Source organism: Streptomyces sp. SID13666, from assembly GCF_010548325.1.
Classification (GTDB): domain Bacteria; phylum Actinomycetota; class Actinomycetes; order Streptomycetales; family Streptomycetaceae; genus Actinacidiphila; species Actinacidiphila fildesensis.
Map to the genome: position 1 here is coordinate 1 of NZ_JAAGLX010000046.1, position 13,716 is coordinate 13,716.

General features: G+C 72.2%; 10 protein-coding genes and 3 tRNA genes. 9 read left to right on the top strand and 4 right to left on the bottom strand.

The window, feature by feature from the left end:
• The coding region (locus tag G3I60_RS36225) for a PAS domain-containing protein (protein ID WP_164608270.1) at positions 1-1,747 on the bottom strand (1,747 nt) is incomplete at its 3' end.
• Positions 1,748-1,975: 228 nt separating this feature from the next.
• Positions 1,976-2,635, bottom strand: coding sequence for a hypothetical protein (locus G3I60_RS45960; protein ID WP_239070701.1), 660 nt, complete (start codon positions 2,633-2,635; stop codon positions 1,976-1,978).
• Between the two features lie 188 nt (positions 2,636-2,823).
• On the opposite strand from G3I60_RS45960, the gene G3I60_RS36235 reads away from it, so the two are divergent.
• The 4 genes from G3I60_RS36235 (at position 2,824) to G3I60_RS36250 (ending at position 3,867) form a co-directional block, all read left to right on the top strand.
• Positions 2,824-2,914, top strand: a tRNA-Ser gene (locus G3I60_RS36235).
• A gap of 202 nt (positions 2,915-3,116) precedes the next feature.
• Positions 3,117-3,189, top strand: a tRNA-Arg gene (locus tag G3I60_RS36240).
• Positions 3,190-3,320: 131 nt separating this feature from the next.
• Positions 3,321-3,394 (top strand) — tRNA-Met (locus tag G3I60_RS36245).
• Positions 3,395-3,495: 101 nt separating this feature from the next.
• Complete coding sequence (locus G3I60_RS36250; RefSeq protein ID WP_164294837.1) at positions 3,496-3,867, top strand: MmcQ/YjbR family DNA-binding protein; 372 nt, start codon at positions 3,496-3,498, stop codon at positions 3,865-3,867.
• Between the two features lie 64 nt (positions 3,868-3,931).
• Here the strand turns inward: G3I60_RS36250 and G3I60_RS36255 are convergent, their stop codons facing one another.
• Together G3I60_RS36255 and G3I60_RS36260 are read right to left on the bottom strand one after the other, a co-directional pair.
• Entirely contained in the window at positions 3,932-4,807 is an 876-nt protein-coding gene (locus G3I60_RS36255; protein WP_164294836.1) for an MEDS domain-containing protein, read from the bottom strand.
• 241 nt (positions 4,808-5,048) lie between these two features.
• On the bottom strand, positions 5,049-5,942 hold the full coding sequence (locus tag G3I60_RS36260; RefSeq protein WP_164294835.1) for an LLM class F420-dependent oxidoreductase: 894 nt from the start codon (positions 5,940-5,942) through the stop codon (positions 5,049-5,051).
• A 172-nt stretch (positions 5,943-6,114) separates the two neighbouring features.
• Here G3I60_RS36260 and G3I60_RS36265 point away from each other — a divergent pair, with 172 nt between their 5' ends.
• The 5 genes from G3I60_RS36265 to G3I60_RS36285 all read left to right on the top strand — a co-directional run bounded on the left by G3I60_RS36265 (position 6,115) and on the right by G3I60_RS36285 (position 13,690).
• The gene (locus tag G3I60_RS36265) at positions 6,115-6,858 is read left to right on the top strand and encodes a response regulator transcription factor (RefSeq protein WP_138356286.1); all 744 of its coding nucleotides are present in this window, start codon (positions 6,115-6,117) and stop codon (positions 6,856-6,858) included.
• Positions 6,855-8,453 (top strand): HAMP domain-containing sensor histidine kinase, encoded by a 1,599-nt coding sequence (locus G3I60_RS36270; RefSeq protein WP_343241994.1) that lies wholly within the window; start codon positions 6,855-6,857, stop codon positions 8,451-8,453. Before G3I60_RS36265 ends, G3I60_RS36270 begins: the two co-directional genes overlap by 4 nt.
• 25 nt (positions 8,454-8,478) lie before the next feature.
• Positions 8,479-9,798, top strand: coding sequence for a bifunctional glycosyltransferase family 2/GtrA family protein (locus G3I60_RS36275; RefSeq protein WP_164294834.1), 1,320 nt, complete (start codon positions 8,479-8,481; stop codon positions 9,796-9,798).
• Complete coding sequence (locus G3I60_RS36280; protein WP_164294833.1) at positions 9,795-12,044, top strand: glycosyltransferase family 39 protein; 2,250 nt, start codon at positions 9,795-9,797, stop codon at positions 12,042-12,044. Before G3I60_RS36275 ends, G3I60_RS36280 begins: the two co-directional genes overlap by 4 nt.
• A gap of 170 nt (positions 12,045-12,214) precedes the next feature.
• Positions 12,215-13,690: an MFS transporter gene (locus G3I60_RS36285; protein ID WP_164294832.1), complete on the top strand. Its 1,476-nt coding sequence runs from the start codon at positions 12,215-12,217 to the stop codon at positions 13,688-13,690.
• Positions 13,691-13,716 lie beyond the last annotated feature (26 nt).

Genomic DNA, 13,716 nt, shown 5'->3' on the forward strand with positions numbered 1-13,716 from the left:
CCGCACGTTCGGTGCCGGCGACCCCGGGCTCGCCGCTTCCGGCCCAGCCCGTCGCGGGCGTGCCACCGGCGGGCGTTCCGGCCGCGGGAGCGCCCTGGCCTGCCTGGCCGTTCGTACCGTCGGTGCCCGGGGGTGTCGCCGCGCCGCGCGCCGGAGCCTTGGCGCCCGTGCCGCTGCCGGCCGCGCCGCCCGTACCCCGGGCTGGCTTCGCGGGCATCGGCATGACGGTCGTCTCGGACTCGCGAGCCCCGTCCTTCGCCGCGGCGGCCGCCGCACGGCCCGCGGCCGCGATGGCGGCCGAGCCCAGCGGCACCTCGAGGACGTACGCGCTGCCCTGGCCCGGCACTTCGTGCGTCTGCAGGACGCCGCCGTGCCGTTCGACGATGCCGCGGGCGATCGGCAGGTGCACCGCGTTGCCGCCGGCGTGCGGGCCCCGCACGTCGATCCTTATGACGTCGCCGCGCTGGGCCGCCGCCACCACGATCGTCGAGTCGCCGCCGCCGGTGATGACGGTGGCGTTGCCCGCCGCGTCCACACCCGCGACGTCCGCGATCAGGTGCGCGAGCGCCTGGGACATCCGCTCGCCGTCGATCGCCGCCTCGATCGGCGGCGCGTGCACGGCGTACTGCGCGCGCCCCGGGCCGATCAGCTCGATGGCGCCCTCGACGGCCGCCGCGACGACCTTGTCGAGCCCGACGGGCTCGCGCCGCAGCCGGTCCTCGCCGCGGTCGAGGCGCTGGAAGGCCAGCACGTTGTCGATCAGGGTGGTGATGCGGGCGTAGCCGGCCACCAGGTGGTGCAGGATCTGGTTCGCCTCGGGCCACAACTGCCCGGCGGGGTCGGCGGCCAGGCCGGACAGCTCACCGCGCAGCTCGGCCAGCGGGCCGCGCAGCGCCTCGTCCAGCACGGCCTGCAGCTGCTCGCCGCGGGCGACGGCGGCGTCGAACGCGGTCCGGTCGGTGAACGTCATGACCGCGCCGACCAGCTGCTCGCCGTCCCGTACGGGAGCGGTCGTGAGGTCGACGGGCACCGCGCGGCCGTCCTTGCGCCACAGCACCTGGCCGCGGACCCGGTGCTTGCGGCCGGACCGCAGCGTGTCGGCGAGCGGGGTCTCCTCGTACGGCAGCGGTGTGCCGTCGGCGCGCGTGTGGTGCGCGAGCGGGTGCAGTTCCTGGCCGCCGAGGTCGGTCGCCCGGTAGCCGAGGATCTGCGCGGCGGACGGATTGACGAGGACGACCTTGCCCTCGGTGTCGACGCCGACGACGCCCTCGGCCGCGGCGCGCAGGATCATCTCCGTCTGGCGCTGCTGGCGGGCGAGTTCCGCCTCGGTGTCCATCGTGCCGCTGAGGTCCCGCACGACCAGCATCAGCAGCTCGTCACCGGTGTAGCTCTGCGGCTCGTCGTACGGGGTGCGGCCGTCCTCGAGGTTGGCGCTGGTCACCTCGACGGGGAACTCCGAGCCGTCGGTGCGCCGCGCGACCATCCGGGTCGGCTTGGTGCGGCCGTTGTCGTCGCCGGTGTCCTGCGCGCTGCGCATCGATCCGGGGATCCGCTTGGAGTCGAACGCGGGCAGCAGGTCGAACAGGCCCCGCCCGACCAACGCCGTCCCCGGTGACTCGAAGGTCTCGATCGCTATGGCATTGGCGTTGACGACCGTGCCGTTGCCGTTGACCAGCAAGAGTGCGTCAGGGAGGGCGTCGAGTATTGAGGCGAGGCGAGCAGCGCCTCTGGATGGCCTGCTGCTCACGAGACGCGTCCTCCCTGTTACCGCACTTACCGCACTTCCTGCGGTGGCCCCGCGCAACCCGCGCGATCGGCTCTCACCGGCGGCCCATCTTGCCGCTGACCCCATGGCATGTCACTAGAGCGAGTGTACGTGCAGCGGTTGGCCGAGCGGCCGCGGATGCCCATGTACCCCTGTGGGATTCGGTGTTCGAGCGTGTGCGGTGCGAGATCGTCCCTGGTGTGGCGTGCGTCACGCACCCCCGGTGGCGGCGGGCAGAACCGGTGCCATCCGGTTCCACCGGGCGACCTCGCAGCCGTTGGCCCGGCTGTACTTCTCCGTGACGGCCGCTCCGTGCCAGGTCCCTGTGACCTGCGCGGTCTGCGATCCGCCGTAGATCATCGAGCACATCTGCCCGGCCGGAACGGGACCCACGGGACCGCCCAGCCGCTCCAGCTGATCGCAGGAGTCCGCCACGGACCTGGCCGGCCCGATCGGAGCGGGCAGCGTGGAGGGGGCGGGAAGGGGAGCGGGGAGCGTGGAAGGGGCGAGGGGCTCCGGTGCGGCCACCGGTCCGCCGGAGGTCGCGGGCCTGGCCGACGTGTCCTGGTCGGGTCCGCAGTCCAACCTGGTCGTGGTGACCTTCCCCGTTCCGTCGTCGACGGTGACGGTCAGCTGGTTGTTCTCCGGGGGAGACGGGGGCGCGAGAAGTGCGGAAGCGGCGGGTGCGAAGGGCGTCGCGCCGGCGTCGGTCGCCAGGAGCAGCGGCAGCCCGGCGGCGAGCACGACACCGAGGACGGCGGCGAGCGGCAGCCGCGCTCCGGGCCGGCGGCGGGCCGCGGGACGGGGCACGAGGTGGGGCACGGGGCGGGAGAGGGGACGGTCGAGGGGGCCGGGGCCGTTGAGTCGCATGCCCCAGTCCCTACCGTCCCGCGCGCCGCTTTCCCCGCAACCCACCCGAACGTGGGCGAGCCACCGCTGGAGGGCGCGCATCCTCTTTGCCCTGCACGCCGACGGGCTTGTACCCTGGTCTGCGATTGGTGACAGCCTGCCGGGCTGTGCCATCATCTGCACACGCCCTCGCTCGCGCGGGTGTGTCTGGAGGCTTCGCCTAGTCTGGTCTATGGCGCCGCACTGCTAATGCGGTTTGGGACTTCAATCCCATCCGGGGTTCAAATCCCCGAGCCTCCGCTCGTTTCCGGAGCCCCGGTCGTCCCAGGACGACCGGGGCTCCGTTGCGTGTCCCGGGCTCCTGAAGTCCCTCGCCGGTACCTCGTCAGAAGCTGTTTTTGCAGCTCAGGTGGGGTGCGGGCAATGGATTTCACCTGAAGCCGCAGGTCATGTAATGTTGTTCCCGCAACGCCAACCGGTGAGAAAACGCCGGAAAGCACAAGCACTCGTAGCTCAACGGATAGAGCATCTGACTACGGATCAGAAGGTTGCAGGTTCGAATCCTGCCGAGTGCACTCAGGCCAGGGCCCCCGAGGAGATCGTCTGAGGGGGTCCTGGTTTGCTTTTCGGAGCAATCCGGAAAAACCGCGTCGAGCGGGACTGGTAGTTGAGGGTCCCGCGGATGGCGTAGTGTTCGGTTCAACGGCGCGGGGTGGAGCAGCTCGGTAGCTCGCTGGGCTCATAACCCAGAGGTCGCAGGTTCAAATCCTGTCCCCGCTACTACGACCAGAGGCCCGACACGAAAGTGTCGGGCCTCTGGTGTTTCCCGTCCTGTGTTCCGTCCCCTGGGTCTGTCGTGGGCAGGCGCTAGTGTCGGCCGGATGGTGGCGATGACTGCGCGGGGCCTGAAGGCGGCGTGTCTGGCGATGCCGGGCGCCGAGGAGGAGTTCCCGTTTCCGCGGAACCCGGATCTGTCGGTGTTCAAGGTGGCCGGGAAGATCTTCGCGTTGAGCGTGCTGGAGGCCGAACCGCTCAAGGTGAGCCTCAAATGCGATCCGGAGATCGCCGAACAGCTGCGGGCGGAGTACCCGGCGGTCATTCCCGGCTACCACCTCAACAAGCGGCACTGGAACACCGTGACGGTCGACGGGTCGCTGCCGGTCCGGATGGTGCGGGAGATGATCGAGGACTCCTACGACCTGGTGGTGGCGTCGCTGCCGCGCGCCGTCCGGCTCACCTACGACTCGCGCTGAACCGGCACCGTCCCGACCACCGTCCCACCCACCAGAAGGCCCACCGGACCGCTCACCGGCCCGGCTACCAGCCCGCCTCGACGTAGAGCGTCAGTTGGCGGACCTCGCCCGCGCCGCACAGCCGCAGCACGCGGGCATGGGTGGCCGGGCAGTGGACGGCGAGCCTGGCGGTGGGGGGCAGGCCCGCGGCGAGCCGGATGAGGGTGGTGGCGCAGTGGGCGTCGATGAACGACAGCGCCGTCAGGTCGACGAGGCGCGGCGGCGGGCCCGGCCCGCCCAGCGACCGGCGCAGCTCCGTGTCGAACTGCTCGCGGGTGGCGAGGTCGGCGTTCCCCGCGAGGTGCAGGATGGTGCCGGTCCTGGTGATGTGCAGGGCGTCGAGGGACTGCAGGACCTCGGTGGGGTGGGAGGCGCCGACCCGGCACATCAGCTCGGGCGGGAACAGCCGGCGGTCGTACTCGCAGATCGCGGTGAAGCCGATGTCGGCGAAGAGCGGGGTGAGCCCCGTCTCGTAGTCGATGAGCTCCTCGTGGTCGACGCCGGGCTCCAGTGCCCAGGCCATGTCGCCGACGGCGCGCAGCCCGCTGAAGCCCATGACGTTCGCGTTCTCGGTGAAGTCGAGCCAGGTCGCGGCACGGCTCTCGGCGTCGAATCCGCGCTCCGGGTCGTAGCCGGGGGTCTCGTTGATGACGAGCAGCCGCTCGTCGCGCAGGGCCTGGGCGGCGGGGACGCCGTGGTCGGCGAGGCGGGCGGCCGCCTTCCCCGGGGTGGTGCCGGGGTCGACGAAGAGGATCACCCGCTCACCGCGGAGCAGGCCGGCCTCGGTGAAGGCGGCCCGGACCGCCCAGCGGGCCCGGTGGCTGTCGAAGCACAGACAGGCGTGATCTCCGGAGGCCATGCGGTCGACGGAGACGGTGTAAGGGACGGCGCCACTGTCCATGCGGCGAACGTACCTCCGTTTGTCGCGGGGTGGAGGTGCGGCGATCGGTTTCGTACGAAGACGACATGATGCGTTTGCGTAAGTGCTGACAACTGCCGTTATTTGTCGCGAATATGACGATTGATCACATAGTGGACAAACAAGGGCAGTTGATCAACTCAGCAATCCCGCAACATCGGTTGATCAACACCACCGAAGACTCCGTCAGTTGTGGAGCGCGGTGCGCCGAACGCCGTCCGGGTCAGGCCAACACCTCGGCCAGGCGCCGCCATTCGGCACGCGGCAGCACGGATCGGTCCTGGCCGGTGACGATTTGCAGGGCCACATGGTCAGCACCGGCCGCGTGGAAGGACTCGATCCGCCGCCGGATGCGGTCCTCGTCGCCCCAGGCGAAGACGGTGTCGATCAGCCGGTCGCTGCCGCCACCGGTGAAGTCCGGCTCCTCGAAGCCGAGTCGGAGGAAACTGTTGGTGTAGTTCGGCATCGCCAGATAGACGGCGAGATACCCGCGCGCGATCTCGCGGGCGACGGCCGGGTCCGTCTCCAGCACGACCTTCAACTCGGGTGCCAGCAAGGGGCCGTAGCCCAGCAGCGAGCGGGCCTGTTCGGTGTGTTCCGGCGTGACGAGATACGGGTGCGCGCCGCCCGCCCGGTCGCGGGACAGCTCCAGCATCTTCGGGCCCAGCGCGGCCAGCACGCGCCGCCCGGCCGGCACCGGCGCGGGCGCGGCGTCCAGCGCGTCCAGATAGGCCACCATCGCCGAGTACGGGCGCCGGTAGCGGTCGGCGATCTGTGCGTGGCTCACCCCGAGGCCGAGCAGGAAACGGTCCGGGTGGGCGGCCTCCACCGCCGCCGTGCTCGCGGCGACCGCGGCCGCCTCGTGCTCCCAGATGCTGAGGATCCCGGTGGCGACCGCGATCCGCGGTGTCGCGTCGAGCACCCGGGCCGCGTGCTCGACGGAGCTGCTGCCGCCCAGCCAGATCGCACCGAAGCCCAGTTCGTCCAGCTCGGCCGCCGCCTCGGCGATCTCGCCGCGCAGCGCCGGATCGTCCGAGCGCAGCCCGGCGTTCCAGATGCCGTAGCGGCCGACGGACTCCCTGGCGGCCGTGCCGCCGCCGCTGTCGTTGCTCCCCATGTTCCCGGCTCCCTGGTTCTCGGTGCGTGCAGGTGGCAACCCGGTGATCGACTCCCGTATTCCGGCCCCCGGCGGACCCCCGCCCAACCCTCACAGGCCCCACCGGCCGTTTCTCAGGAGATTCACAGGTAGCCGAAAGAATGCTCTCAGGGCCCCCTCCCAGGCTGGTCCCATGCCTTCCTTCCCCGCTGCGGCCTCCGCCGACCTGTCCCGTCCCGACGGGTCCCCGGTGCGTGTCCTCGTCGTCGACGACGAGGCCGCTCTCTCCGACCTGCTGTCCATGGCCCTGCGCTACGAGGGCTGGGAGGTCCGTACCGCGGCCGACGGCGCCGGCGCGCTGCGCGCCGCCCGTGACGCCCGGCCCGACGCCGTCGTCCTCGACGTGATGCTGCCCGACATGGACGGCCTGGAGGTGCTCGCCCGGCTGCGCCGCGACGCCCCTGATGTGCCGGTGCTCTTCCTCACCGCCAAGGACGCCGTCGAGGACCGGATCGCCGGACTGACGGCGGGCGGCGACGACTACGTGACGAAGCCGTTCAGCCTGGAGGAGGTCGTCGCCCGGCTGCGCGGGCTGATGCGCCGCTCGGGCGCCGCCGCGGCACGGAGCGAATCCATGCTGGTCGTCGGTGATCTCGTACTGAACGAGGACAGCCACGAGGTGTACCGCGGCGACGACTCGATCCACCTCACCGCCACCGAGTTCGAGCTGCTGCGCTTCCTGATGCGCAACCCGCGCCGGGTGCTCAGCAAGGCGCAGATCCTCGACCGGGTCTGGTCCTACGACTTCGGCGGCCAGGCCAACGTGGTGGAGCTCTACATCTCCTACCTGCGGCGGAAGATCGACGCGGGACGTGCCCCGATGATCCACACCCGGCGGGGGGCGGGGTATCTGATCAAGCCGGGCGAGACGGCGTGAAGGCCCCGCGCCGGCGGCACTGGTCGCTGCCCAGCCGCCCGTGGTCGCTCCGGCGCCGGCTCGTCGTGTCGTCCGTCGCGCTGGTCGCCGTCGTGTGCGCGGTGATCGGCACGGTCACCGCGATCGCCCTGCACACCTATCTGTACGGGCAGCTCGACACCCAGCTCGCCGCCGTCGCGCACCGCGCCGAGGGCCCGCCGCCCGGTTCGAATCCGTTGCCGCACCTGCGGTCCGGCAACGAGCTGGGGTTCGTCATCGGCGGCGGCCAGCCGCTCGGCACGATCGGCGCCAAGGTCAGCGACGGGAAGATCACCGACAGCGCGCTCAGCGCTCAGACGGAGAACAGCGAGGCCGGGCCGCAGGTGACGCCCGAGAGCCTCGACGCCGCGCAGACCGCGGCGCTGGGCAGCCTGCCGCTGGACGGCGCCGCGCACAGCATCGACGTCCCCGGCCTGGGTACCTACCGCATGCAGTCGGTCACGACGCAGAACGGCACGTACCTCGTCGGCATCCGGGCCTCCGGCGCGCAGGACACCCTCAACACCCTCGTCTGGGTGGAGGTGTGCGTGACCGCCGCCGGTCTCGCGGCGGCCGGGCTGATCGGCACCGCCCTGATCCGTATCTCCCTCCAGCCGCTGCGCCGGGTCGCCGCGACCGCCTCCCGGGTGTCGGAACTGACGCTGCACCGGGGCGAGGTGGCGCTCCACGAGCGGGTGCCGGAGGCGGACACCGATCCGCGCACCGAGGTGGGGCAGGTCGGCGCGTCCCTCAACCGGCTGCTCGGGCACGTCGGTTCCGCGCTGCACTCCCGGCAGGAGAGCGAGATGCGGGTCCGCCGCTTCGTCGCCGACGCCAGCCATGAACTGCGGACGCCGCTCGCCTCGATCCGCGGCTACGCGGAGCTGACCCGGCGCGGCCGGGAGGACGTCGGCCCCGACACCCGGCACGCGCTGGGCCGTATCGAGTCCGAGGCCGGACGGATGACGTCGCTGGTCGAGGATCTGCTGATGCTCGCCCGGCTGGACGCGGGGCGGCCGCTGAGCCTCGCCGGGACGGATCTGTCACCGCTCGTCGTGGACGCGGTCAGCGACGCGCGGGCGGCCGGGCCCGACCACGTGTGGCGGCTGGACCTGCCCGACGAGCCGGCCACCGTGCACGGAGACGCCGACCGGCTGCAGCAGGTGCTGGCGAACCTGCTGGGCAACGCCCGCACCCACACCCCGCCGGGCACGACCGTGACCGCGCGCGTCACCGGTGACCGGCACCACGGGGTGCTGCTCCAGGTGGTGGACGACGGGCCGGGCATCCCGCCCGACCTCACGCCGTACATCTTCGAACGGTTCGCACGCGGTGACGCGTCACGCGCCAGGGGTGCCGGATCGGGCTCCACGGGCCTGGGGCTGGCGATCGTGTACGCGGTCGTCGCGGCGCACGGCGGCCGCGTGTGGGTCGAGAGCGCCCCCGGCCGCACCGCGTTCACCGTCCAACTCCCGTCATCTGTACGCCAGATGACGGCACACGACGTGCGGACGGACGAACGGCCGGACGCGCGGCAGGACTCACAGCCGGGACTCAGGTTCACCACAAGGTCGTGACAGCGCGGCGGTGGAGCGTCGGGGTATGCGAACTCACCTCGGCACTCTGCCGTCCCGGCAGCACCTGCCGGTCGCACACAGCGACCCGGTGCTCGACGTCGTGATCCCCGTCCACAACGAGGAGAACGACCTGGAGCCCTGTGTCAGGCGGTTGCACGCGCACCTGGCAGGCACCTTCCCCTACCCCTTCCGGATCACCATCGCGGACAACGCGAGCACCGACCTCACGGAGGCCGTCGCGAAGAGCCTCGCGACGGAGATCCCCGAGGTCGAGTCCTTCCGGCTCGACCGGAAGGGGCGCGGGCGGGCCCTGCGGGCCGTCTGGACGGAGTCCGAGGCGCCGGTGCTCGCCTACATGGATGTCGATCTGTCGACGGACCTGAACGCGCTGCTGCCGCTGGTCGCCCCGCTGATCTCCGGCCACTCAGACCTGGCGATCGGCTCCCGGCTGGCCCGCAGCTCCCGCGTCGTGCGCGGCGCCAAGCGCGAGTTCATCTCCCGCACCTACAACCTGATCCTGCGCGGCTCGCTCGCCGCCCGCTTCTCCGACGCGCAGTGCGGCTTCAAGGCGATCCGCAAGGACGTCGCCGAGCGGCTGCTGCCGATGGTCGAGGACACCGGCTGGTTCTTCGACACCGAGATGCTGGTGCTCGCGGAGCGCGCCGGACTGCGGATCCACGAGGTGCCGGTCGACTGGGTCGACGACCCCGACAGCACCGTGGACATCGTCCGCACGGCCGCCGACGACCTCAAAGGGGTCTGGCGCGTGGGCCGGGCGCTCGCCACCGGGGCGCTCGCGCTCGACCGGCTGCGCCGGCCGTTCGGCGACGATCCGCGCGACCGCGAACTGGGCGGTGTGCCACCGGGCCTCGCCCGCCAGCTGGTCGGCTTCTGCGTCGTCGGGGCGCTGAGCACCCTGGTCTATCTGGTGCTGTACTCGGGCTTCCGGCTCGGGCTCGGCTCACAGCCCGCCAACGCGGCGGCGCTGCTGGTCTCCGCGATCGGCAACACCGCCGCCAACCGCCGGCTCACCTTCGGCGTCCGCGGCCGGGCGCAGGCCGTCCGCCATCAGGCGCAGGGCCTGGTCGTCTTCGCGATCGGCCTCGCCCTGACCAGCGGCTCGCTGGCCGCCCTGCAGACGGCGAACACCCGTCCTTCGCACGGCACGGAGCTCGCCGTCCTCATCGCCGCCAACCTCGCGGCGACGGTGCTGCGCTTCCTGCTCTTCCGCGCCTGGGTCTTCCCGTCCGGAGCGGCCCCGTCCGACGCCACCCCCACCCCCACTCCCACCCCCACCCCCACCTCCACCTACGACTACGACTCCGACCCGAGGAGCGCACGATGACCGCGCCGTACAGCACCCCGGCCGGCCTCCCGGCCGGTCCGCCGCCGGAGCCCGCCGACCTGCCCGGTCCGGTGACCCGGACCCCGGTGCCCGAGCACGCCCCGCCGCCCGGCGGGCACCGGGCGGCCGCACCGTCCGATCCGTCCGCCCCGTCCGGCCCCCGCGGCTTCGCGGCGCGCGTCTGGCGGGGACGGGCCGAGGACGCCCGCTGGGTGCGTCCCGCGTTCCTGGCGCTGCTGGCGGTGACCGCCGCGCTGTACCTGTGGGACCTGAGCGCCTCCGGATACGCCAACTCCTTCTACTCCGCTGCCGTCCAGGCGGGCAGCGAGAGCTGGAAGGCGCTCTTCTTCGGCTCGTCCGACGCGGCGAACTCGATCACCGTCGACAAGCCCCCGGCCTCGCTCTGGCCGATGGAGATCGCCGTCCGGATCTTCGGCCTCAACTCGTGGTCGATCCTGGTCCCCGAGGCGCTGATGGGCGTCGCGACGGTGGGCGTGCTCCACGCCGCCGTCCGCCGCCGCTTCGGCCCGGCCGCCGGACTGATCGCGGGCGCCGTCCTGGCGGTCACCCCGGTCGCCGCGCTGATGTTCCGCTTCAACAACCCGGACGCGATGCTCGCGCTCCTGATGACGGCCGCTGCCTACTGCGTGCTGCGCGCCCTCGAAGGCGCCCGGACGAAGTGGCTGGTCTGGGCCGGTGTCGCTTTCGGTCTCGCCTTCCTGACCAAGACGCTGCAGGCCTTCCTCATCCTTCCGCCGCTCGCGGTCGTCTACGCGGTCGTCGCGCCGACGGCCTTCCGCAGGCGCGTCGGCCAACTGGCCCTGGCAGGGCTCGCCCTGCTGGTCTCCGGCGGCTGGTGGGTGGCGATCGTCGAGCTGTGGCCCGCGTCGTCCCGCCCGTACATCGGCGGTTCGCAGGACAACAGCTTCCTGTCGCTGACCTTCGGCTACAACGGCTTCGGCCGGATCACCGGCAACGAGACGGGCAGCGTCGGCGGCGGGGGAGCGGGCGGCGGCCAGGGCGGTGGCCAGTGGGGAGCCACCGGCATCACCCGGCTCTTCGACGGTGACATGGGCGGTCAGATCGCCTGGCTGCTGCCGGCCGCGTTCGTCCTGCTCGCCGCGGGGCTGTGGCTGACCCGGCGGGCGCCGCGCACCGACGCCCGGCGCGCCGCGTTCCTCGTCTGGGGCGGCTCGCTGCTGATGACCTTCGGGGTCTTCAGCTTCATGTCGGGCATCTTCCACCAGTACTACAACATCGCCCTGGCGCCCTACATCGCCGCCCTCGTCGGCATGGGCGCGACGCTGCTCTGGGAGAAGCGCACGCACCTCGCGGCGGCGGCCACGCTCGCCGCGACGTCGGCGGGCACCGGGTACTGGGCGTACGTCCTGCTGGGCCGGGCGACCGACTGGCACCCGTGGCTGCGCTGGACGGTACTGGCGGGCGGGCTGCTGGCGGCGGCCGGACTGCTGCTCGCCGTACGGCTCGGCCGGCGGTTCGCGGCCGCCGTGGCGGGTCTCGGTATCGCGGCGGCGCTCGCGGCACCGTTCGCGTACACCCTGAACACCGTCGACACCGGTCACAGCGGCTCGATCGTGACGGCGGGCCCCGCCGTCCAGGGCGGCAGGGGCGGTCCCGGCGGGATGCGCGGCGGCGCTCCTGGCGGCATGCCGGGGCAGGCGGGCCAGAACGGCCAGCCCCTGCCCGGCGGCGGCCGGCAGCCGCCGACGGTTCCGGGCGGCGGCCAGAACGGCCGGCCCGGCCAGCAGGGTCAGCCCGGCCAGGGCGCGCAGGGCTTCCCACGCGGCGGTACGGCCGGTGGCGGTACCGGCGACGGCGGCACGGCCGGTGGTCGCGGTGGCGGCGGGATGGGCGGCCTGCTCGGCGGCGCCACCGTCAGCTCCGCGATGAAGACGCTCCTGGAGCAGAACGCCTCGGACTACACCTGGGTCGCGGCGGCCATCGGTTCGCAGAACTCCGCCAGCTACCAACTGGCCACCGGCGACCCGGTCATGGCGATCGGCGGCTTCAACGGCAGCGACCCGTCACCGACGCTCGCGCGGTTCAAGCAGTACGTGGCCGAGGGGAAGATCCACTACTTCATCTCCTCCTCCGGTGGCATGGGCGGTGGCATGGGCGGCCAGGGCACGTCCTCGGCGATCACCACCTGGGTCACCTCCGCGTTCACCGCGAAGACGGTCGGCAGCACGACGGTCTACGACCTGACGAGCCCCGCGAAGAGCTGACGCAGGGCGTTCGGGAGAGCGATCGAGAGGACGATCGAGAGGGACAGGGCGGTATCCGCAGGCATCGTGACCTGCGGGTACCGCCCTTTTCGTGAAACCTCTTGTACGGCGTACAGGCACAGCTGTACGGTGTACAACGTATTGCCCCGTACACCGTATAAGGAGTCCGCTTGCCAGCCACGGCAACCACCGCCATCCCGCGAGCGGCCAAGGAACGCCACCCCCAGCGCTGGCTGATCCTCGGCGTCATCTGTCTCGCCCAGCTCACCGTGCTGCTCGACAACACGGTCCTGAACGTCGCGATCCCGTCCCTCGGCACCGAGTTGGGCGCGACCACCTCCGACATCCAGTGGATGATCAACGCCTATGCGCTCGTCCAGTCCGGCCTGCTGCTCACCGCGGGCAGCGCCGCCGACCGCTACGGCCGCAAGCGGATGCTGCTCGTCGGTCTGGCGCTCTTCGGCGCCGGCTCGTGCAGCGCCGCCTTCGCGCACTCCGCCGGGCAGCTCATCGCGGCCCGCGCGGGCATGGGCATCGGCGGCGCGCTGCTGATGACCACCACCCTCGCCGTCGTCGTCCAGATCTTCGACGACGAGGAACGGCCCAAGGCGATCGGCCTGTGGGGCGCGATCAGTTCGCTCGGCTTCGTCGCGGGACCCCTCATCGGCGGGGTCATCCTCGATCACTTCTGGTGGGGTGCGATCTTCCTGGTCAACATCCCCGTCGCACTGCTCGGCGGGGCCGCCGTGGCACGGCTCGTCCCCGAGTCGAGGAACCCGTCGGGCGACCGCCCCGACCTCCTCGGCGCGCTGCTCTCCATGGTGGGGATGACCGGCATCGTCTACGCGATCATCTCCGGTCCCGGGCACGGCTGGACCTCGGCCGACGTCCTGCTCCCGGCCGTCGCCGGCTGCGCCGGGCTCGCCGCGTTCGTCCGCTGGGAGCTGCACACCCCGCACCCCATGCTCGACATGACCTTCTTCCGCGACCGCCGCTTCGTGGGCGCCGTCGCGGGCGGCATCCTCGTCTCGTTCGGCATGGCGGGGTCGCTCTTCCTGCTCACCCAGCAGCTGCAGTTCGTGCTCGGGTACACGCCGTTGGAGGCGGGGCTGCGCACCGCGCCGCTCGCGCTGAGCATCGTCGTACTGAACCTCGCGGGCATCGGCGCCCGGCTGCTGGCGAAGGCCGGCACCCCGGTCGCCATCCTCGCCGGGATGTCGATGCTCGCCGCCGGCCTGGCCGCCGTGGCGCTGCTCGGCGGCCACGGCTATCCGGGGATGTGCGCGGGTCTGGTCCTGATGGGCGCCGGTATCGCCTTCGCGATGCCCGCCATGGCCAACGCGATCATGAGTGCCATCCCGGTGGAGCGGGCCGGCATCGGCGCGGGCGTCAACGGAACGCTCACCGAGTTCGGCAACGGGCTCGGCGTCGCCGTCCTCGGTGCCGTCCTGGCCTCCTCCTTCGCGGCGGGTTCGCTGCCGGCCGCCCTGGCCGGCGCCCGTACGGCCGCCGAGCGCACCTGGCTGGTCGACGACTTCTCCGCCGGCCTCGAAGCCAGCCAGCTGATCGGCGCCGCCGCCGTACTGCTCGGCGGTCTCCTCGCGGCACTCCTGCTGCGCAGGGCCGAGCGTTCGGAAGCGGCATAGCATCGGGGGCGGGCAGCCCTCAGGCC